Raw genomic sequence first — 20,252 nt, 5'->3', positions numbered from 1 at the left:
GTTAGTCCAGTTCGTTATCGAGATCGTTGTTACCAGCCGCCTGAGCCGGCGCACCGGCGACGCGGTTATATTTCGGGCTCAGCTGGATGTAGAGGATTGCCATGACCGCACCAATCACACCCAGGGCCACCAGGTTGAAGTTGGTGAAGGCGGCGGTGACGAAGCCGAGGTAGAAGAACGGCATCAGATAGCCTGCGCGCATCATGTTGATGACCATTGCATAACCGACAACCACGATCATACCGCCGGCGATGTTCAGACCGCTGGTGACCACTTCCGGGATAGCATTCAGCAGGCCCTGAACTTCGCTGGTGCCGACGGAAATCGCCACGATAACGGCCGGGATAGCGATACGCATCGCCTGCAGGAACAGGGACGAGACGTGCAGCCACGACAGGGCGGTCAGGTTACCATTCTCCGCCGCTTTATCCGCCGCGTGCTGGAAGGCCACGGTGATGGTGCGCACGATGATGGTCAGCACCTGGCCTGCCGCCGCCAGCGGGATAGCCAGCGCGATACCGGCGCCGATGCTCTGATGGCCGGCAATAACCAGGACGGTGGAAATAATGGACGCCAGCGCGGCATCAGGGGCTACCGCCGCACCGATGTTCATCCAGCCCAGGGCTATCATCTCCAGCGTACCGCCGATGATAATACCGGTTTTCATATCGCCGAGAACGGCGCCGATCAGCGTACAGGCGATCAGGGGACGGTGGAACTGAAATTCATCAAGTACCGACTCCATACCCGCAATACACGCGACGATGAACACCAGCACAATCTGAAGAAGGGTAATCTCCATTGTACTTCTCCTGTTGATTAAGTCTTAAAGTGAAAACTGGGGCGCGATCCGCCGGGTTATTTATCAACCTTAGCGATCAGATCCATCATTTTCAGTTTCGGGTCGGTGGACACTTTACGTGCCTCCAGCTCGATACCGCGGGCGTTCAGCTTTTTAAACGCCTCAATATCTTTGGCATCGACTGAAATCGCGTTGTTAACCTGGGTTTTACCCTGGCGGAACGCCATACCGCCGATGTTGACGCTGGTGATTTTCACGCCGCCCTCGACGATACGTTCAACGTCGGTCGGGTTAGTAAACAGCAGCATAACGCGCTGTCCGGCATACTTGGGGTTGTTGTAGACGCGGATCATTTTGGCCACATCCACCACGTGAGCGGTGACGCCCGGCGGCGCAACCTGGGTCAGCAGAGTTTTACGCACGGTATCCGCGGCCACTTCATCACTGACAACGATGATGCGGGTAACGTTGGTCTCTTTGGTCCAGCGGGTGGCGACCTGACCATGGATCAGACGGTCGTCTATACGCGCAAGGCCAATTACCATGTAGTCGTCCGGGCCCATGGGTTTGGCCGGTGCGGCGGCTTTTGGCGCTGCGGCAGGCGCGGGCGCAGGGGCCGCTTTTTCCACCGGTTTGGCTTTAAGCGCTTTCACGCCTTCGCTGCCGGTTTCAACCGCTAAGGCGACCAGTTCATCAAAGGAAGGATCGTCGTCGCGGGCCATGAAGGTTTCCACCAGCATCGGGATATTGACGCCGGCGATAACTTCGTAATGCTCTTTATCGACGACAATGCGGCTAGCAGCGTTGAAAGGGCTGCCTCCCCATGTATCGACGAGAAACAGCACGCCTTTACTGGTATCCAGTTTTGCCAACTGGGCGTTGTATTTCTCGATCAACGTTTCGGCATTTTCACCCGGAACGAAATCGATCCAGCCAACGTTTTCCTGCTCGCCCAACAGCATTTCTGCTGTTTTCAGCAGCTGTTCTGCAGCCCAACCATGTGTGCCTATTACAATAGCAATCGTCACTTGCTACCTCCTTTATTATCGTGAATGCATCATCTGCTTTGATACATCCTGAATCACTCTTGAGGACAAAATCGATTCAGTTAGGGTGTAAGATAGAAAATAGTTACTACCGCGAATTATTTTAGACAGTGAAAAAATAATTAATGTGATGAAGATCCGTTAATCACGTATCGTCTGCGAATAATTTTGCAGCGCAAAAAATAGCCTTAGTTATTGCAAATTCAGGTAAATTATTTCCAATTTCGATCTATATTTTGCTATGTTTAACTTCCGTTTAATTACTCAGGAGTATAGGGCATAGCCCGCAGTATGGACCGTCATCGACGTCTTTTCACTTTCTGGCATCTGATTGCCACCTCTACGTATCCCGCATTTCTTTCAGCACCTGGTGTCGCGCCCCTGCATGGCATGGCGATGACTGACCTTGCCGCAAACCGGAGTCGTACATGGAATTGTTAATGGATCCCTCAATCTGGGCCGGCCTGTTGACGCTTATCGTTCTGGAAATTGTGCTCGGTATCGACAACCTGGTGTTTATTGCCATCCTGGCGGACAAACTGCCGCCGAAGCAGCGCGATAAAGCGCGTCTGATCGGCCTGTCACTGGCGCTGGTGATGCGCCTGGGGCTGCTGTCGGTCATCTCCTGGATGGTGACGCTGACGAAACCACTGATTACCATCGCCGATTTCTCCTTTTCCGGGCGCGATCTCATCATGCTGCTCGGCGGGATCTTCTTGTTGTTTAAGGCGACAACCGAGCTGCATGAACGGCTGGAAAACCGCCAGCACGATGCCGGTCACGGTAAAGGCTATGCCAGTTTCTGGGTAGTAGTATTGCAGATAGTGGTGCTGGATGCCGTCTTCTCCCTGGACGCCGTGATCACGGCGGTCGGGATGGTTAACCATCTGCCGGTGATGATGGCGGCGGTGGTGATCGCGATGATCTTGATGCTGCTGGCCTCCAAGCCGTTGACGCGCTTTGTCAACCAGCACCCGACGGTGGTCGTGCTCTGTCTGAGCTTCCTGTTGATGATTGGCCTTAGCCTGGTGGCGGAAGGGTTTGGCTTCCATATTCCAAAAGGGTATCTGTACGCGGCGATCGGTTTCTCGATCATTATCGAGTTCTTTAACCAGGTGGCGCGCCGTAACTTTGTTCGCCACCAGTCGACGCTGCCGCTGCGCGCTCGGACCGCGGATGCCATCCTGCGCCTGATGGGCGGCCGCAAACAGGCCTCCGTCAGCCATGACGCAGACAGTCCAGCCGCGGTGCCCGTTCCTGAGGGCGCCTTTGCGGAAGAAGAGCGCTACATGATTAACGGCGTGCTGACCCTGGCCCAGCGCTCCCTGCGCAGCATCATGACCCCGCGCGGAGAAATCAGCTGGGTCGACGCTGAGCAGAGTGAAGATGAAATTCGTCGTCAGCTGCTGTCGTCGCCGCACAGCCTCTTCCCGGTCTGCCGCGGAGAGCTGGATGAAATCATTGGTATCGTGCGGGCGAAAGAGATGCTGGTGGCCCTGGAGTCGGGGGAAAACGTCGCGGCGCTGGCTTCTGCCTCCCCGGCAATTGTCGTTCCGGAAACGCTGGACCCGATCAATCTGCTCGGGGTCCTGCGTCGGGCGCGCGGCAGCTTCGTCATCGTAACTAATGAATTTGGCGTGGTGCAGGGGCTGGTCACGCCGCTGGACGTCCTTGAAGCCATCGCCGGTGAATTCCCGGACGCTGATGAGACGCCAGAGATTGTCATCGATGGCGATGGCTGGCTTATTAAGGGGTCGACCGACCTGCATGCGCTGCAGCAGGCGCTGGGGCTGGATCCACTGATCAATGACGATGAGGATATTGCCACCGTTGCCGGGCTGGTGATCTCCGCCAATGGTCATATCCCGCGCATTGGCGACGTCGTGTCGCTTCCGCCGCTGCATTTTACCGTAGTGGAAGCGAATGATTACCGGGTCGATCTGGTGCGCGCGGTGGTCACTCGTCCGCCGAGCGACGAAGAAGAGTAATCGCCAGGCTCGCCGGCCGCTGCGGCCGGCGAGTTATTCTGTCGTCTCGCTCTCATCCTCACTCTCCTCCCTGCTGGCCAGCCACGCCGGGAACGCCTCCACCGGCATCGGCCGCGCATAATAAAACCCCTGCAGCACATCGACGCCGTGGCTACGCAGGTAGCTTTCCTGCTCCAGCGTCTCCACCCCTTCGGCAACGGTAACAATATGCAGGCGGTTGGCGAGGGCGATAATAATATCTGTCACCGTCGCGTTCACGCTATCTATGCCGACCGAGCTGGTGAACGAGCGGTCGATCTTCAGGACGTCCGGGCGCAGCTTTTCCAGCCATGAGAGCGAAGTATTGCCGGTACCAAAATCATCGATCGCCAGCTGTACGCCCTTAAAGTGCAGATGTTCGGCCATATGCTGGTCGCCATCCTGCAGGACATCGCGTTCGGTTAGCTCGACCACCAGCTGCTGCACCGGATCCACGCTGAACCAGTAATTGTGCAGGTCGCGCAGCAGGAGTCCGTTAGCGAAATGGCGCGCGGCGACATTGATCGCGATGTGAAAATGGCGGTCGCGAGGAAAAGCGTCCAGGCGGCGAGCGGTTTCGGCAATCACATAGCGGGTGAGAGGGATGATCAGATTATTGCCTTCGGCGATGGGGATAAATACCTCCGGCGAAATCGTCCCACGGCGGGGATTATTCCAGCGCAGCAGGATCTCCACCCCGCAGCAGCGGCCGCTGCGCGCATCCTGCAGCGGCTGGCACCAGAGGGCAAACTCCCGGGCCGAAATGCCAAGGCTTATTTCCCGCGAGAAACTCATTCTGCCGGCGGTGGCCAGCCAGGCGATGCCGGTCATTAGCAGGCTAAAAATCAGCGCCAGCGGCAGCTCGCCGGGCAGCTCCTCAAGCGCAATCGCCGAGGCGCCAGGGCCGTTAATATTGACAGTAAACGGAAACTCCGTAGAGCGCTGGCGATAAATCACCGTGCCCTGCGGGACATGCGCTTTTTCGAGAAGCCCATGGCGGCTGCTAAAATAACGATCGCCAACCTGCAGGCTGACGTCGCTGATCAGGGCCGATTTTTCATTAAGAATTAAGGTTCCCAGCAGCTCAATATTCACCACCAGCATCACGCCGTCCAGGCCGCTCTCCGCGGCTGGATACCATTGGATCAGTACCGGCGAGCCTTTGAGCAATGAGCTGTCGTTCGAGAAGAGCAGCAGAGGGCGGGGCGCAGGAAGCGCGGGCTGCAGGCGATGTAAGTCTGCCTGTCGCGGGCCAAAAATACTGGAACAGTAAACGATACCTGACGTGACGAGGGCGACGGAACGAATGGTTTGCAATGAGGCCGCCATTTTGCGCAGCGTCAGATGGATATCAGGGCAGGGTTTGCCCACCAGAGGGAGCAGGGTGGCTCGCTGCGCGCTTAGCGGGCGCAAGATGTCATTGAGCGCCGCCACCCGTTGGCTGGCGGCCGTGCGAATATAATCTTCATTTACGCTGCGCTGCGAAATAAATCGGATGGCTAATGTGGCGCCCAGGGTCGCCAGGGCTACCAGCAGGCAGATAATAATGCGTTTGTGACGATAGGCCGTAATGACTTTTTGTGCAGTCTGCATGTGCGACACCCTGTCGACAGGACGAGTGGTTAAGCGTGGCTTATTTTATAGAGCAAGTGTAGTGGCAGAATATCGCCAGGTATAGAAAAAAGAAAATGCGCCGTTGAAGGCGCATCAGGGAGATTTCAGTCACCAGGGTTAACCCCCTGCGCGCTTTGCAGGCGCAGAGGGACACGAATAGTTTAGTCACACTGAACTTTAATCGCCAGGCCGCCGCGCGAGGTTTCGCGGTACTTGGCGTTCATGTCTTTACCGGTTTCATACATGGTCTCGATCACCTTATCGAGCGAGACGCGCGGTTCGCTGGTGCGGCGCATCGCCATTCGCGCGGCGTTGATCGCCTTGACGGAAGCGATGGCGTTACGTTCAATGCATGGCACCTGCACCTGGCCGGCGACCGGATCACAGGTCAGGCCGAGGTTGTGTTCCATGCCGATCTCCGCCGCCACGCAAACCTGTTCCGGGCTGGCGCCGAGCAGTTCAGCCAGGCCCGCCGCCGCCATTGAGCAGGCGACGCCCACCTCGCCCTGACAGCCGACTTCCGCGCCGGAAATGGACGCATTCATCTTATACAGCGCGCCGATCGCCCCGCAGGCCATAAAGTAGCGAATATAGATCTCCGGGCTGACGGACTCGATAAAGTGATCGTAATAGGCGAGTACCGCCGGAACGATGCCGCAGGCGCCGTTGGTCGGCGCGGTTACCACGCGACCGCCGGCGGCGTTCTCTTCATTGACCGCCAGCGCGAACATATTGACCCAGTCAACAACGTTCATTGGATCGCTGGAGAGCTTATCGCTGGCCACCAGCAGACGACGCAGCGCCGAGGCGCGACGCGGTACGCGCAGCGGGCCAGGCAGCACGCCCTCGGTGTTCATCCCGCGGTCGATACAGGCGCGCATGGTTTGCCAGACGTTGGCGAAATAATCCTCGATCTCTTTTTTGCTGTGCAGAGCCAGCTCGTTCTGCATCACCATCCCGGAGAGCGACAGGCCAGTCTCTTTGCAGTAGGCCAGCATTTCCTGCGCCGATTTAAATGGGTAGGGCACCTGCAGTTCGTTGGCGTTTTCCTTGCCGAAGTGCTCTTCGTCGACAATAAAGCCGCCGCCGATCGAGTAGTAGGTCTTGCAGTAGATCTCTTTCTCGCCGGCCCAGGCGTGAATGGTCATGCCGTTTTCGTGCAGCGGCAGGTTGTCGCTGCGAAAACGCATGCCGTCATCCGCCGGGAAGTCGACCTCATGCTGGCCGTTGGCCAGCAGCAGACGACCGCGCGCTTCGACGTCACGGATAAAAGCCGGGATCGCGTCAATATCGACCGTATCGGGCTGATTGCCCGCCAGTCCCATGATAATGGCGATGTCCGTATGGTGGCCTTTGCCGGTTAATGACAGTGAACCGTAGACGTCAACCGCCACACGAGTCACTGCATTAAGCAATCCTTTTTCGACCAGGTCATCGACGAACTGTTTTCCGGCCTTCATCGGGCCAACAGTGTGGGAAGATGAGGGACCAATCCCCACCTTGAACATGTCGAATAGACTAATCACGATAATACTCCTGACAGGGTTACCGCGGGTGCGGTAACGATGTAATAACTACGCATAGTGTAAGAGGGAAGCGCCCTGTCAGTTCAACTATTCACATGAATTAAACTAATGGCTAACCGCGATTTTACTAATAATGAGAGCGCCCTCTCATTATCAGTATAGCTAAGGACGTGCGCCAATTTGCAGCGCCAGCTCGCGAATGATCCCGGCGGTCATTCCCCAGACAAAATAATGCTGGTACCAGGAGAGCCAGACGCGGTGGTCGTTGCCCCGGCGGTGGATATCGAGTGGATGGTAGCGCCCAAGGCGCAGGGCTTCGGCGAGCGGCATTTCAAATACCGCGGAGACTTCGTCCTGGCTGGCGTGATAGTGCAGATCCGGGGGAATAATGCCCACCACCGGCGTCACCTGAAAGCCGGTGACGCTGTCCACCGGCGGCAGGACGCCGATCACCTCGACCGCCTCCGGCGGGATCGCCACCTCTTCCTGAGCTTCGCGCAGGGCGGCGGCAATAAGCGTCGCGTCGGTATTATCTACTGCGCCGCCGGGAAAGGCGACCTGGCCGGCGTGCTTGCGCAGCAGCGGCGAACGCTGGGTCAGCAGCAGGCCGGGCTGCGGCCGGCGCACGATCGGCACCAGCACCGCCGCCTGCCGCTGATTGAGCGCATGGCGCGAAGGCTGCGGGCGCAGAAGCTGAAAGCGGGACAGAAAATCATCCAGATTAAGGGCGCGATCCGCCATGGTCTAGTTCTCCAGTTGCTGCAGGATACGATTAACTTTATCAAAAGTTTCCTGATATTCCGCCGCTTCCTCGCTATCCGCCACAATTCCGCCGCCGGCGGAGCAGTACAGCTGTCCCTGCCATGCCGTCAGGGTGCGAATGGTGATGCTGGTATCCATATTGCCGCAATAGCTCAGGTAGCCAATGCTCCCACACCAGGCGTTGCGACGCTGGGGCTCCAGTTCATCGATAATCTCCATCGCCCGCACTTTCGGCGCGCCGGTGATCGAGCCGCCGGGAAAGGCGGCGCGCAGCAGGTCGCTGGCGTGCAGCGTCATTGGCAGGCGGGCGGTGATGGTACTGACCAGATGATGGACCGCCGGGAACGGCTCCACCACGAACAGCTCGGGGACCCGGACGCTGCCCGGGACGGCGACGCGGCCGATGTCGTTGCGCATCAGGTCGACAATCATTAAATTCTCGGCGCGATCTTTCGGCGAATTCGCCAGCTTCTCAGCCTGCTGCGCATCTGCCAGCGGCGAATCGAGCCGCGGCAGGGTGCCTTTTATCGGCCGCGTCTGGATCTCCCCCTGGCGCAGCTGGATAAAGCGCTCCGGCGACAGGCTTAAAATCGCCCCTTCATCGAGGCGAATAAAGGCGCTAAAGGGGGCGCGGTTGACGGCGTTCAGCTGGCGGAAGGCCTGCCATTCATCACCGACGTAGCTGGCCTGAAAACGCTGGGCGAGGTTGACCTGATAGCAGTCGCCGCTGTGCAGATAGGCCTGTACCTGGCGAAATTTTTCGCCGTACTGCTGGCGGCTCATATTTGACTGCCAGGCAGAGGTCAGGGCGAAAGGTTTCATCGCCGGACGTGATTGCGCCAGCAGCCACTGGAAACGCCGCTGAGGATCGTCATAGCTGAGCAGCGATATCTGTTGGCGCTGGTGGTCGACGATCAGCGCCCAGTCATAGATCCCCACCGCCATATCCGCCAGCGCGATATCGGCCTGCGCGTGCGAAGGGAGACGCTCAAAGCGACGGCCCAGGTCGTAACCGAATAATCCCAGCGCGCCGCCGAGAAACGGCAGATCGTCATGGGGCTGCGGCGTGAACGGCTGACGATCCAACTGCTGCTGCAGGAGCTGCAGCGGATCTTCCGCTGAGACAACAACGGTTTCGCCGTCGTCGACCCACGTCTGTTCACCGCGCGTCAGCAGCGTGGCGCGCGGGGCAGCCACCAGAATATCAAAGCGGTTATGCGGATGGTCGGCAAAGCCGGAATGCAGCAGCATCGCCCAGGGCAGGGCGCTTAACGGCGCAAAATAGTGTTCGGCCGCATCCGGGCGCCAGGGCAGGGTAATAATCGCGGGGGACAACATCTTTCTCGATCCTGAACGTTGCCGCCCCTCTGGCGTAGTCGGGGACGGCGTGAAATAATTACGCCCCACAATGTAGCAGGAGTAAAAGATGTTTGCAGGTTTACCTTCGCTGAGCCACGAGCAACAGCAAAAAGCGGTCGAACGTATCCATGAGCTAATGGCTCAGGGGGTAAGCAGCGGCCAGGCGATTGCCCTGGTGGCGGAAGAGCTGCGCGCAACGCATACCGGCGAGCAGATCGTCGCGCGCTTTGAAGATGAGGATGAGGACGAGTAATTACACCGCGGCGATAATTTTGATCTCAACTTTATACTGCGGGTTCATCAGCGTCGCTTCCACCGTGCAGCGCACCGGGGCGTGACCAGCCACCACCCACGCGTCCCAGGCTTTATTCATCGCCGCAAAGTCGCTTTTATCGGCGAGGAAGATGGTGGCGTCAAGAATACGCGACTTGTCGCTGCCCTGTTTTTCCAGCACCGCGTCAATCTGCGCCAGGGTATTGGCGGTCTGCTCGAAAGCGTCGGCATCGAGATTTGCCGGCACGCCGGTGTAGTACAGGGTCTGGTTGTGGATCACCACGTCTGACCAACGGGCTTCGGCATCAATACGCGTAATTGTCATTGCTTTTTCCTCTTTAAGCATTCCATTCGGCTGCGGCAAGACTGCCATAATGTGCCGCTCGCGTCACTACCCGGACTGGCGAAACGCCGTCCTCCCTGACATAATCACTGTCCAAATAACCAGGGGGCAATGTGATCGACGATTTTGCAGCAGACGGCCAGCTAGCCAAAGCCATACCGGGATTTAAACCGCGCGAGCCGCAGCGCCAGATGGCGGTGGCGGTCAGCGAAGCGATTGAGGCCTCCCGGCCGCTGGTGGTGGAAGCGGGGACCGGAACCGGTAAAACCTACGCTTACCTGGCGCCTGCGCTGCGGGCGAAAAAAAAGGTGATTATCTCCACCGGCTCGAAAGCGCTGCAGGATCAGCTTTACAGCCGCGATCTGCCCACCGTCGCCAAAGCGCTCAAATTCACCGGGAAACTGGCGCTGCTCAAAGGGCGCTCCAACTACCTGTGTCTCGAACGTCTTGAGCAGCAGGCGCTGGCGGGCGGCGATCTGCCGGTGCAAACCCTCAGCGATGTGATCCTCCTGCGCTCCTGGTCGAATCAAACCCAGGATGGCGATATCAGCACCTGCGCCAGCGTCGCGGAAGACTCTCAGGCCTGGCCGCTGGTGACCAGCACCAACGATAACTGTCTCGGTAGCGACTGCCCACTGTATAAAGATTGCTTCGTGGTGAAGGCGCGTAAAAAAGCGATGGACGCCGACGTGGTGGTGGTCAACCATCACCTGTTCCTGGCCGATATGGTGGTCAAAGAGAGCGGCTTTGCCGAGCTGATCCCCGAGGCGGAAGTGATGATCTTCGATGAAGCCCATCAGCTGCCGGATATCGCCAGTCAGTACTTTGGCCAGTCGCTCTCCAGCCGCCAGCTGCTGGACCTGGCGAAAGACATCACCATCGCCTACCGCACCGAACTAAAAGACACTCAGCAGCTGCAAAAATGCGCCGACCGCCTGGCGCAAAGCGCGCAGGATTTCCGCCTGCAGCTGGGAGACCCGGGCTACCGCGGCAATCTGCGCGAGCTGCTGGCGGACAGCCACATTCAGCGAGCGCTGCTGCTGCTCGATGACGCGCTCGAGCTATGCTATGACGTCGCCAAACTTTCGCTGGGCCGCTCGGCGCTGCTCGACGCCGCTTTTGAGCGCGCCACCCTCTATCGCGGGCGCCTGAAGCGGTTGAAAGAGATCAACCAGCCGGGCTACAGCTACTGGTATGAGTGTACCTCGCGCCACTTTACTCTCGCGCTGACGCCGCTGACCGTGGCCGAGAAGTTCAAAGAGGTGATGGCGCAGAAGTCGGGGAGTTGGATCTTTACCTCGGCGACGCTGTCGGTGAACGACGATCTGCATCACTTTACCGCCCGGCTGGGGATCGACGAGGCGCAGACTCTGCTGCTGCCGAGTCCCTTTGACTATCAGCACCAGGCGCTGCTCTGCGTGCCGCGCAACCTACCCCTGCCGAACCAGCCCGGCGCGGCGCGACACCTGGCGGCGATGCTCAAGCCGCTGATCGAGGCCAACGATGGTCGCTGCTTTATGTTGTGCACCTCGCACGCCATGATGCGCGATCTGGCGGAGCAGTTCCGCGCCACCATGACGCTACCGGTGCTGCTGCAGGGCGAGACCAGTAAAGGCCAGCTGCTGCAGCAGTTCGTCAGCGCCGGCAACGCGCTGCTGGTGGCTACCAGCAGCTTCTGGGAGGGAGTCGATGTGCGCGGCGACGCGCTGTCGCTGGTGATTATCGATAAGCTACCGTTCACCTCGCCGGACGATCCGCTGCTAAAAGCGCGGATGGAAGATTGCCGGCTGCGCGGCGGCGATCCCTTCGATGAAGTGCAGCTCCCGGATGCGGTGATCACCCTCAAGCAGGGGGTGGGGCGTCTGATCCGCGATATCGACGATCGCGGGGTGCTGGTGATCTGCGACAACCGGCTGGTGATGCGCCCCTACGGCGCGGTGTTCCTGGCCAGTCTGCCGCCGGCGCCGCGAACCCGCGATATCCGTCGGGCGGTGCGCTTTCTCGCCGTACCGCCGGCAAGGTAATCCGCACTAAAATGTGTTAAGCTGCGCGCCATTTTGTTAATTAGCGGTTCCCAATAGACTTCGGGCGGCATGGCGGCGGGTTGGCCGTTTGCCGGAAATCAGGCTGCCTGAAGGCCTGAACTATGTAACGAGAGCGTGACCACCCATGCGAATTTTGGCTATCGATACCGCCACAGAGGCCTGCTCCGCGGCTCTGTGGAATGATGGCACCCTTAGTGCTCATTTCGAAATTTGTCCCCGCGAACATACCCAACGTATCCTGCCGCTGGTGCAGGAGGTCCTCACCGAGAGCGGCACCACGCTGAGCGAGCTGGACGCGCTGGCCTTTGGCCGCGGTCCGGGCAGCTTTACCGGCGTGCGCATCGGCATCGGTATCGCTCAGGGGCTGGCGCTGGGCGCGGAGCTGCCGATGATTGGCGTTTCCACGCTGGCCACCATGGCGCAGGGCGCCTGGCGCAAAACCGGCGCCACCCGTGTGCTGGCGGCCATTGATGCGCGTATGGGCGAAGTCTACTGGGCCGAGTACCAGCGCGACGAGCAGGGCGTCTGGCATGGCGAAGAGACGGAAGCGGTGCTCAAACCGGACGCGGTAGCCGAACGGCTGGCACAGCTTTCCGGCGAATGGGCCACCGTCGGCACCGGCTGGCAGGCGTGGCCGGATCTGGCGAAAGCGAGCGGACTGACCTTAAGCAGCGGCGAAATTGAATTGCCGGCGGCGGAGGATATGCTGCCGTTAGCCTGTTACCTGCTGGCGGCGGGGAAAACCGTGGCCGTGGAGAAAGCGGAGCCGGTTTATTTGCGAAACGAGGTGGCGTGGAAGAAACTTCCAGGCCGCGAGTGAATCTCAGTAACAAGAAGACTGAGAAAAGGAGTCGCATCATGGCGGGTCAAAAACAGGGCGTTCGCTGGCTGTTAGCCGCGGCGGTTGCCGTTGCGCTAAGCGGCTGCGTGTCAGTGCCGGATGCCATCAAAGGCACCAGCCCGACGCCGCAGCAGGATTTAGTGCGGGTGATGAACGCCCCGCAGCTGTACGTTGGCCAGGAAGCGCGCTTTGGCGGTAAGGTGGTCAATGTGCAAAACCAGCAGGGGAAAACCCGCTTAGAAATCGCCACCGTACCGCTGGACAGCGGCGCGCGGCCAGTGCTGGGCGAGCCGTCCCGCGGAAGGATTTTTGCTGACGTCAATGGCTTCCTCGATCCGGTGGATTTCCGCGGTCAACTAGTGACCGTAGTCGGACCGATCGCCGGGGTGGTTGACGGCAAGGTGGGCAGCACGCCGTATAAATTTATGCTGATGAACGCCACCGGCTACAAGCGCTGGAACGTAGTGCAGCAGGTGGTGATGCCTCCGCAACCTATCGACCCGTGGATGCTGGGTCCGCGCCCCTGGGGCTACGGCTATGGCGGCTGGGGCTGGTACAATCCCGGCCCTGCTGAGGTGAGAAACGTTGTAACCGAATGATTTTGTTGTTTATGTTAGTTCAAAGAAACAGCGGCCGGTCCGCTGTTTCTTTGTTTTCAGTCGAATAAGAAAAAAAATAGTGACGCGCTTCGCAACCTGCTCATTGCCTAATTAATAAACTGGTACGCTGAGTTAATATAATGTTAACAAAATGTATTATCCAGGGGCTGTGATGACGACGAATAACTATTTCAGAGGTGATGCAGTGAAAAAGGTTTGGCTAAACCGTTATCCCGCAGATGTTCCGGCGGAGATAAATCCTGACCGCTATCAATCCCTGGTTGAACTGTTTGAACATGCCACCACCCGTTACGCCGACCAACCGGCGTTTATCAATATGGGTGAAGTGATGACCTACCGTAAGCTGGAGGAGCGTAGTCGCGCCTTCGCCGCTTATCTTCAGGAGGGGTTGGGGTTACAGAAGGGCGATCGCGTGGCCCTGATGATGCCTAACCTGCTGCAGTATCCGGTGGCTCTGTTTGGCATCCTGCGCGCCGGGATGATCGTGGTTAACGTCAACCCCTTATATACCCCGCGCGAACTGGAGCATCAGCTCAACGACAGCGGCGCGGCGGCGATCGTCATAGTCTCCAACTTTGCCCATACCCTGGAAAAAGTGGTGGCGAAAACTCAGGTCCAGCATGTGATCCTGACGCGCATGGGCGACCAGCTTTCCACCGCCAAAGGCACGCTGGTGAACTTTGTGGTCAAGTACATTAAGCGCCTGGTGCCGAAGTACCACCTGCCGGACGCCATCTCGTTTCGCAGCGCGTTGCAGCACGGCTATCGCATGCAGTACGTCAAGCCGGAGATCGTTGCGGAAGATCTGGCGTTTCTGCAGTACACCGGGGGCACCACCGGCGTGGCCAAAGGTGCGATGCTCACCCACCGCAATATGCTGGCTAACCTCGAGCAGGTCAATGCCACCTACGGCCCGCTGCTGCATCGCGGCAAAGAGTTCGTGGTGACCGCGCTGCCGCTGTATCACATTTTCGCCCTGACCATGAACTGCCTGCTGTTTATCGAACTGGGCGGGCAAAATTTGCTGATCACCAACCCACGCGATATCCCCGGGCTGGTGAAGGAGCTGGCGAAGTATCCTTTTACCGCCATGACCGGGGTCAATACCCTGTTCAACGCCTTGCTGAACAACAAAGAGTTCCAGCAGCTTGATTTCTCCTCGCTGCATTTGTCCGCCGGCGGTGGGATGCCGGTGCAGCAGGCGGTGGCCGAGCGCTGGGTAAAACTGACCGGGCAATATCTGCTGGAGGGCTACGGCCTGACAGAGTGTTCCCCGCTGGTCAGCGTTAACCCGCACGATATTGACTACCACAGCGGCAGCATTGGCCTGCCGGTGCCCTCCACCGAAGCCAAACTGGTGGATGATGATGATAACGAAGTGGCGCCGGGTCAGCCGGGCGAGCTCTGTATTAAAGGGCCGCAGGTGATGCTGGGCTACTGGCAGCGCCCTGACGCGACGGATGAGATTATTAAAGACGGCTGGCTGCACACCGGGGATATCGCGGTGATGGATGAAGAGGGGTTCCTGCGCATCGTCGATCGCAAAAAAGATATGATCCTGGTGTCGGGTTTTAACGTCTATCCGAACGAAATCGAAGATGTGGTCATGCAGCATAGCGGGGTGCTGGAAGTGGCGGCCATCGGCGTGCCGTCCGGCAGCAGCGGCGAAGCGGTGAAGATTTTCGTAGTCAAGAAAGATGCTGCGTTAACCGAAGAGGCGCTGATTACGTTCTGCCGTCGCCATTTGACCGGATACAAGGTGCCGAAGCTGGTGGAATTCCGTGACGAACTGCCGAAATCCAACGTCGGGAAAATTTTGCGGCGAGAACTGCGTGACGAAGCGCGCGCTAAAGTGGACAATAAAGGCTAAGTAACGAATGAGTCGCCTGACGCCGGCTACGCCGGCGTTTTTTATGGGCGCAAGTTAAGAGAGTATGCTTTGAACTATCAGATGATCACCACCGACGATGGCCTGCGCGCTGTCTGCGAAGCGGCAAGCGCGGCCTCCGCCGTCGCTCTGGATACGGAATTTGTCCGCACCCGCACCTATTACCCGCAGCTGGGCCTGCTGCAGCTGTTCGACGGCCAGCAGGTCTCTCTGATCGATCCCTTGACGATTAACGACTGGGCGCCGATGCGCGACCTGCTGCTCAACCAGGATGTGACTAAATACCTGCATGCCGGCAGCGAAGATTTAGAAGTCTTCCTTAATGCATTTAACCTGATGCCGCAGCCGCTGATTGACACTCAGATCCTGGCGGCCTTCTGCGGCCGCCCAATGTCCTGGGGCTTCGCCTCAATGGTGGAAGAGTATTCCGGGGTAGCGCTGGATAAAAGCGAATCCCGCACCGACTGGCTGGCGCGCCCGCTGACTGAGCGTCAGTGTGAATATGCCGCGGCCGACGTCTGGTATCTGCTGCCGATCGCCAGCCAGTTAATGGCGGAGACCGATCGCGCTGGCTGGCTGCCGGCGGCGCTCGACGAGTGCCGCGTGATGCAGCAGCGTCGTCAGGAGGTGGTCGACCCGGCCGAGGCCTGGCGCGATATCGGCAACGCCTGGCAGCTGCGTACCCGCCAGCTGGGTTGTCTGCAGCTGTTGGCGGAGTGGCGCCTGCGCAAAGCGCGCGAGCGCGACCTGGCGGTAAACTTTGTGGTGCGGGAAGAGCATCTGTGGAGCGTGGCGCGCTATATGCCCACCAGCCTGGGCGAGCTCGACAGCCTCGGGTTGTCCGGTAGCGAAATTCGCTTCCACGGCAAAACGCTGATTAGCCTGGTCGAAAAAGCGCAGGCGCTGCCGGAGTCGGCCCTGCCGGCGCCGCTGCAGAATCTGATCGACATGCCGGGCTATCGCAAAGCCTTTAAAGATATTAAAGCGCTGGTGCAGGAAGTGAGCACGGAGAAGGGCGTAAGCGCGGAGCTGCTGGCGTCGCGTCGGCAGATCAACCAGCTGCTGAACTGGCACTGGCAGCTGAAAACGCAAGCCGGTGAACCTGAGCTGATTTCCGGTTGGCGCGGGGAGCTGATGGCCGAGCGGCTGAAGAGGCTGTTAAACGACTATCCGCGCTAGTTCGCGGCCAGGTTCAGACCATTAAAAAACCGGCGGCGCGTGGCGTAGCCGGTTTTTTTTCGCGATAGCGCGACAGGTCAGGATTTCGACTCTTCCGTTTCGGGTAGGGTCACGTTCAGCTCAAGAATGGATATATCCCCGTCCCGCTGCTCCAGCTGCACGCTGACCATCTCCGGGTCGATCTGTACGTATTTACAGATCACTTCCAGGATATCTTTGCGTAACTGCGGCAGGTAATGCGGCTCCGCGTCTCCGCGGCGGCGCTCGGCGACGATGATTTGCAGGCGTTCTTTCGCAATATTAGCCGTGTTCTTTTTTCGCGAGAGAAAAAAGTCGAGTAAAGCCATAATTTATCCTCCGAACAGGCGTTTGAGGAATCCTTTCTTCTCTTCTTCAATGAAGCGGAAAGGGCGTTCTTCTCCGAGCAGACGTTCAACGGTATCGGCATAGGCTTTGCCTGCGTCCGAGGCGGCATCGAGGATCACCGGCTCACCCTGGTTGGATGCGCGCAGGACTGACTGGTCTTCCGGGATCACGCCTACCAGGTTGATGCGCAGAATTTCCAGCACGTCTTCCATGCTCAGCATATCGCCTTTATTAACGCGGCCTGGATTGTAGCGGGTCAGCAGCAGATGCTCTTTGATTGGCTCTTCGCCATTTTCCGCGCGGCGGGATTTAGAGGCGAGAATGCCAAGGATACGGTCGGAGTCGCGAACGGAGGAGACTTCCGGGTTAGTGGTGATGATGGCTTCATCAGCAAAGTAAAGCGCCATCAGCGCACCGGTTTCAATGCCTGCCGGGGAATCACAGACGATGAAATCGAATTCCATTTTCTTCAGTTCTTCGAGAACCTTGTCGACGCCTTCGCGAGTCAGAGCGTCTTTATCCCGGGTCTGGGAAGCCGGGAGAATGTAGAGATTTTCCGTGCGCTTATCTTTAATCAGCGCCTGGTTCAGTGTGGCATCGCCCTGAATGACGTTGACGAAATCATAAACGACGCGACGTTCGCAGCCCATAATCAGGTCGAGGTTACGCAGGCCGATGTCGAAGTCGATAACGACGGTTTTCTTTCCCTTCTGGGCCAAACCTGTAGCGATGGCCGCGCTGGAGGTGGTCTTGCCAACGCCCCCTTTACCCGAAGTCACAACAATAATGCGTGCCATAGAAATTCCTTGTTAAAAAGGGATTAATTTAACGGTTGAATTGCCAAAGCGCTTTCACCTAAACGCAGGCGCGCCGCTTTGCCATAAAATTCGGCCGGGATGTTATCGCTCAGCCAATATTCCCCGGCGATGGAGACCAGCTCCGCCGCAAGGTGGGTACAAAATATCTGGGCGTCTCTGTCGCCACCGGCGCCTGCCAGCGCACGTCCTCGCATCATGCCATATACATGGATATTTCCGTCAGCGATAAGTTCCGCACCGGCACTCACATGATTTGTAACAATAAGATCACAGTGTGGCGCATAAATGCGCTGACCGGAACGTACCGGCTGATCAATCAAACGCGTTTTTGTGATCTGACTAGCAACTGGCGGCGGCGGGGTGGGTTCGGACGGTGCCGGACGAGAGGCTTTTTCTTTCCCTTCGGTTAATAACGGGATGCCGGCGCGGTCGATTTCGGTTTTCAGGCGCGGAATTTTGCATCCGCTAACGCCCATAATACGTAAACCGGTCGCGGCGATAGCCTCGTTGATGGCGCGCCATTCCACCTCCTCCTCGATGCTGGCGATATTCACCACCACCGGAGCATGACGTAAAAAAGCGGGAGCCTGGGCGATTTTGTCTTCTAACGCCTGACGAATAACCTCGGGATTTGCATCGTGCAAATGAACGACAGATAACGTGAAGCTACTGCCTTTAAGTTCGATTGGCGTATTTGACATCCTGGCCTTACTCAATTTGCTGTTTATCAACCGCCGAAGTGCGGTGATATTCCGAAGACTAAAAGGCATGTTATAGTCACTCATATATTGAGGCAAGTGACCACGGGTCTAATTCCGAGTAAAACTATGTTTTGTGTGATCTATCGAAGTACTAAACGTGAACAAACCTATTTATACGTCGAAAAAAAGGACGATTTCTCGCGCGTTCCTGACGAGCTAATGCGCAGCTTTGGCACGCCGCAAATGGCGATGCTGCTGCCGCTGGATGGGCGCAAAAAACTGGTTAACGCCGATCTGGAAAAAGTGAAACAGGCGTTAAGCGAACAGGGCTATTACCTGCAACTGCCTCCGCCGTCTGAAAATCTACTAAAGAAACACCTGGCGGAACAGGGGAAACAATCCGATTAACCCACGAGGGAAAATAATGTACCAACATCATAACTGGCAGGGTGCGCTTCTGGATTATCCAGTAAGCAAAGTGGTTTGCGTCGGCAGTAATTATGCGAAACACATCAAGGAAATGGGCAGTGCGACGCCGGAAGAGCCGGTGCTGTTTATTAAACCTGAGACTGCGCTGTGCGATCTTCGTCAGCCGTTGGTGCTTCCTGAGGGGCTGGGCTCGGTGCATCACGAAGTCGAGCTGGCGGTGCTTGTCGGCAGCACGCTGCGTCAGGCGACGGAAGAGCATGTGCTGAAAGGGATTGCCGGCTATGGCGTCGCGCTGGATCTCACGCTGCGCGACCTGCAGGCGAAAATGAAAAAAGCGGGACAACCCTGGGAGAAGGCCAAAGGCTTCGATAACGCCTGTCCGATCTCCGGCTTTATCCCGGCCGCTGAGTTCCACGGCGACCCGCAGAATACGTCGTTAAGCCTGAAGATTAATGGCGAAGTGCGCCAGCAGGGCATCACTGCCGACATGATCCATAAGATTGTGCCGCTGATCGCCTATATGTCGCGCTTCTTTACCCTCAAAGCCGGGGATGTGATCCTCACCGGCACCCCGGAAGGCGTGGGGCCGCTGCACAGCGGTGACGAGCTGGAGGTCGGCTTCAACGGCCTGGCGCTCACTACCCGCGTGCTGTAAGCGCTATTTGCCGCCTTTTGGGGCGGCAAAACTTGCATCGGCGTGCCAGACTGGTTATAAGGTGCACCCTTAACTGGCAACGACGGACACTCCGATGAGCGAACAACCTTTCTGGCAACAAAAAACACTGGATGACATGAGCGACGCGGAGTGGGAATCGTTGTGTGACGGCTGCGGCCAGTGCTGCCTGCACAAGCTGATGGATGAAGACACCGACGAGATCTACTTCACCAACGTCGCCTGTCGTCAGCTCAATATCAAAACCTGCCAGTGTCGTAACTACGCGCGTCGCTTTGAGTATGAGCCGGACTGCATCAAGCTTACCCGCGAAAATCTGCCGACCTTCGAATGGCTGCCGCCGACCTGTGCCTATCGCCTGCTGGCGGAAGGCAAGCCTCTGCCGGCCTGGCACCCGCTGCTGACTGGCTCAAAAGCGGCGATGCACGGCGAACGCATCTCCGTTCGCCATATTGCGGTGCCTGAGTCCACGGTGGTCGACTGGCAGGACCATATCCTTAATCTGCCTGACAGGGCGCGCTAAGCGCCGTCACGCTTTCTTCGCGTGGAACAGCCCGTTTTCACCGTCGGTTTCTTCCGCCACCCAGAAGTGAATATTGAAGCGGGCGTCGTCACTGAGTTCGACGCGGTGCCAGTACTGCGGCGGACTGGTAGCAAACTGCCCGGCATGAATCACGACTTTTTTCTCCGGCTCCGTCGCCTGTTCATTGGCAAAACCGTAATAGGTCACCGTTCCCTCCATGACGCACAGCTGGCCGAAGACGCCAGCCGCGGTGTTGTGGTGGCTCAGCAGGGCGGCAGGGACATTCTCTTTGGTAAAGAATGGGGTGGAGCGTTTAACTTTCCAGTCTGCGGGGATCAGTAAAGATGACATGTGAGCTCCTGTGGGGTTTTAAAAGATGTATTTAATATGCGCCTTTTGGTGGCTGTGGTCAACCATAGACATGAAACGATTCAGCGA

Annotated in this window: 21 protein-coding genes; 10 read left to right on the top strand and 11 right to left on the bottom strand. The window is 58.0% G+C overall.

The window, feature by feature from the left end:
- Position 1: 1 nt before the first annotated feature.
- Positions 2 to 802, bottom strand: a complete 801-nt coding sequence (locus HMPREF3140_RS05435; RefSeq protein WP_002910918.1) for a PTS mannose/fructose/sorbose transporter subunit IIC — start codon at positions 800 to 802, stop codon at positions 2 to 4.
- Between the two features lie 56 nt (positions 803 to 858).
- Positions 859 to 1,830, bottom strand: coding sequence for a PTS mannose transporter subunit IIAB (manX, locus tag HMPREF3140_RS05430; protein WP_004184651.1), 972 nt, complete (start codon positions 1,828 to 1,830; stop codon positions 859 to 861).
- A gap of 446 nt (positions 1,831 to 2,276) precedes the next feature.
- Here manX and yoaE point away from each other — a divergent pair, with 446 nt between their 5' ends.
- Entirely contained in the window at positions 2,277 to 3,836 is a 1,560-nt protein-coding gene (gene yoaE, locus HMPREF3140_RS05425; protein ID WP_004145524.1) for a CNNM family cation transport protein YoaE, read from the top strand.
- A gap of 33 nt (positions 3,837 to 3,869) precedes the next feature.
- Here the strand turns inward: yoaE and HMPREF3140_RS05420 are convergent, their stop codons facing one another.
- The 4 genes from HMPREF3140_RS05420 to pabB all read right to left on the bottom strand — a co-directional run bounded on the left by HMPREF3140_RS05420 (position 3,870) and on the right by pabB (position 9,094).
- Positions 3,870 to 5,447, bottom strand: coding sequence for an EAL domain-containing protein (locus tag HMPREF3140_RS05420; protein WP_070552875.1), 1,578 nt, complete (start codon positions 5,445 to 5,447; stop codon positions 3,870 to 3,872).
- 182 nt (positions 5,448 to 5,629) lie between these two features.
- On the bottom strand, positions 5,630 to 6,994 hold the full coding sequence (gene sdaA / locus HMPREF3140_RS05410) for an L-serine ammonia-lyase (RefSeq protein WP_004151445.1): 1,365 nt from the start codon (positions 6,992 to 6,994) through the stop codon (positions 5,630 to 5,632).
- A gap of 162 nt (positions 6,995 to 7,156) precedes the next feature.
- On the bottom strand, positions 7,157 to 7,735 hold the full coding sequence (locus tag HMPREF3140_RS05405) for a CoA pyrophosphatase (protein WP_004180429.1): 579 nt from the start codon (positions 7,733 to 7,735) through the stop codon (positions 7,157 to 7,159).
- A 3-nt stretch (positions 7,736 to 7,738) separates the two neighbouring features.
- On the bottom strand, positions 7,739 to 9,094 hold the full coding sequence (gene pabB, locus HMPREF3140_RS05400) for an aminodeoxychorismate synthase component 1 (RefSeq protein WP_021440371.1): 1,356 nt from the start codon (positions 9,092 to 9,094) through the stop codon (positions 7,739 to 7,741).
- An 88-nt stretch (positions 9,095 to 9,182) separates the two neighbouring features.
- On the opposite strand from pabB, the gene HMPREF3140_RS05395 reads away from it, so the two are divergent.
- A complete protein-coding gene (locus HMPREF3140_RS05395) occupies positions 9,183 to 9,368 on the top strand; it encodes a YoaH family protein (protein ID WP_002910911.1) in 186 nt (61 codons plus the stop codon).
- On the opposite strand, the gene HMPREF3140_RS05390 is transcribed toward HMPREF3140_RS05395, so the two are convergent.
- Positions 9,369 to 9,713, bottom strand: a complete 345-nt coding sequence (locus HMPREF3140_RS05390; protein WP_002910910.1) for a RidA family protein — start codon at positions 9,711 to 9,713, stop codon at positions 9,369 to 9,371.
- A 131-nt stretch (positions 9,714 to 9,844) separates the two neighbouring features.
- On the opposite strand from HMPREF3140_RS05390, the gene HMPREF3140_RS05385 reads away from it, so the two are divergent.
- The 5 genes from HMPREF3140_RS05385 to rnd all read left to right on the top strand — a co-directional run bounded on the left by HMPREF3140_RS05385 (position 9,845) and on the right by rnd (position 16,304).
- Positions 9,845 to 11,755 carry an ATP-dependent DNA helicase gene (locus tag HMPREF3140_RS05385; protein ID WP_004175456.1) on the top strand — a complete coding sequence of 637 codons (1,911 nt, stop codon included), beginning with the start codon at positions 9,845 to 9,847 and terminating at the stop codon, positions 11,753 to 11,755.
- 145 nt (positions 11,756 to 11,900) lie between these two features.
- Positions 11,901 to 12,596: a tRNA (adenosine(37)-N6)-threonylcarbamoyltransferase complex dimerization subunit type 1 TsaB gene (tsaB, locus tag HMPREF3140_RS05380; RefSeq protein ID WP_004151443.1), complete on the top strand. Its 696-nt coding sequence runs from the start codon at positions 11,901 to 11,903 to the stop codon at positions 12,594 to 12,596.
- A gap of 38 nt (positions 12,597 to 12,634) precedes the next feature.
- Positions 12,635 to 13,216: a Slp family lipoprotein gene (locus HMPREF3140_RS05375; RefSeq protein ID WP_002910905.1), complete on the top strand. Its 582-nt coding sequence runs from the start codon at positions 12,635 to 12,637 to the stop codon at positions 13,214 to 13,216.
- 205 nt (positions 13,217 to 13,421) lie between these two features.
- On the top strand, positions 13,422 to 15,107 hold the full coding sequence (fadD, locus tag HMPREF3140_RS05370) for a long-chain-fatty-acid--CoA ligase FadD (protein WP_002910904.1): 1,686 nt from the start codon (positions 13,422 to 13,424) through the stop codon (positions 15,105 to 15,107).
- 81 nt (positions 15,108 to 15,188) lie between these two features.
- A complete protein-coding gene (gene rnd / locus HMPREF3140_RS05365; protein ID WP_004148826.1) occupies positions 15,189 to 16,304 on the top strand; it encodes a ribonuclease D in 1,116 nt (371 codons plus the stop codon).
- Positions 16,305 to 16,381: 77 nt separating this feature from the next.
- On the opposite strand, the gene minE is transcribed toward rnd, so the two are convergent.
- The 3 genes from minE to minC are packed head-to-tail and all read right to left on the bottom strand — an operon-like array spanning position 16,382 to position 18,189.
- Complete coding sequence (gene minE, locus HMPREF3140_RS05360; RefSeq protein WP_002910902.1) at positions 16,382 to 16,651, bottom strand: cell division topological specificity factor MinE; 270 nt, start codon at positions 16,649 to 16,651, stop codon at positions 16,382 to 16,384.
- A 3-nt stretch (positions 16,652 to 16,654) separates the two neighbouring features.
- Positions 16,655 to 17,467, bottom strand: a complete 813-nt coding sequence (minD, locus tag HMPREF3140_RS05355) for a septum site-determining protein MinD (protein ID WP_002910900.1) — start codon at positions 17,465 to 17,467, stop codon at positions 16,655 to 16,657.
- A 23-nt stretch (positions 17,468 to 17,490) separates the two neighbouring features.
- Positions 17,491 to 18,189, bottom strand: coding sequence for a septum site-determining protein MinC (gene minC / locus HMPREF3140_RS05350; RefSeq protein WP_002910899.1), 699 nt, complete (start codon positions 18,187 to 18,189; stop codon positions 17,491 to 17,493).
- Between the two features lie 126 nt (positions 18,190 to 18,315).
- Between minC and HMPREF3140_RS05340 the strand changes: the two genes are divergently transcribed.
- From HMPREF3140_RS05340 to HMPREF3140_RS05330, 3 genes are all read left to right on the top strand, one after another.
- Entirely contained in the window at positions 18,316 to 18,597 is a 282-nt protein-coding gene (locus tag HMPREF3140_RS05340; RefSeq protein WP_002910898.1) for a YcgL domain-containing protein, read from the top strand.
- A gap of 16 nt (positions 18,598 to 18,613) precedes the next feature.
- On the top strand, positions 18,614 to 19,273 hold the full coding sequence (locus tag HMPREF3140_RS05335) for a fumarylacetoacetate hydrolase family protein (RefSeq protein ID WP_032411833.1): 660 nt from the start codon (positions 18,614 to 18,616) through the stop codon (positions 19,271 to 19,273).
- A 94-nt stretch (positions 19,274 to 19,367) separates the two neighbouring features.
- Positions 19,368 to 19,814, top strand: a complete 447-nt coding sequence (locus HMPREF3140_RS05330) for a YcgN family cysteine cluster protein (RefSeq protein WP_002910896.1) — start codon at positions 19,368 to 19,370, stop codon at positions 19,812 to 19,814.
- A 6-nt stretch (positions 19,815 to 19,820) separates the two neighbouring features.
- On the opposite strand, the gene HMPREF3140_RS05325 is transcribed toward HMPREF3140_RS05330, so the two are convergent.
- Positions 19,821 to 20,165, bottom strand: a complete 345-nt coding sequence (locus tag HMPREF3140_RS05325) for a TehB family protein (protein ID WP_002910895.1) — start codon at positions 20,163 to 20,165, stop codon at positions 19,821 to 19,823.
- Between the last annotated feature and the right edge of the window lie 87 nt (positions 20,166 to 20,252).

Origin of the sequence: Klebsiella sp. HMSC16A12 (genome assembly GCF_001808265.1) — a bacterium.
Lineage (GTDB): Bacteria > Pseudomonadota > Gammaproteobacteria > Enterobacterales > Enterobacteriaceae > Klebsiella > Klebsiella pneumoniae.
Note: the sequence above shows the minus strand (reverse complement) of the source record. Positions and strands in the feature narration are given on the sequence as shown.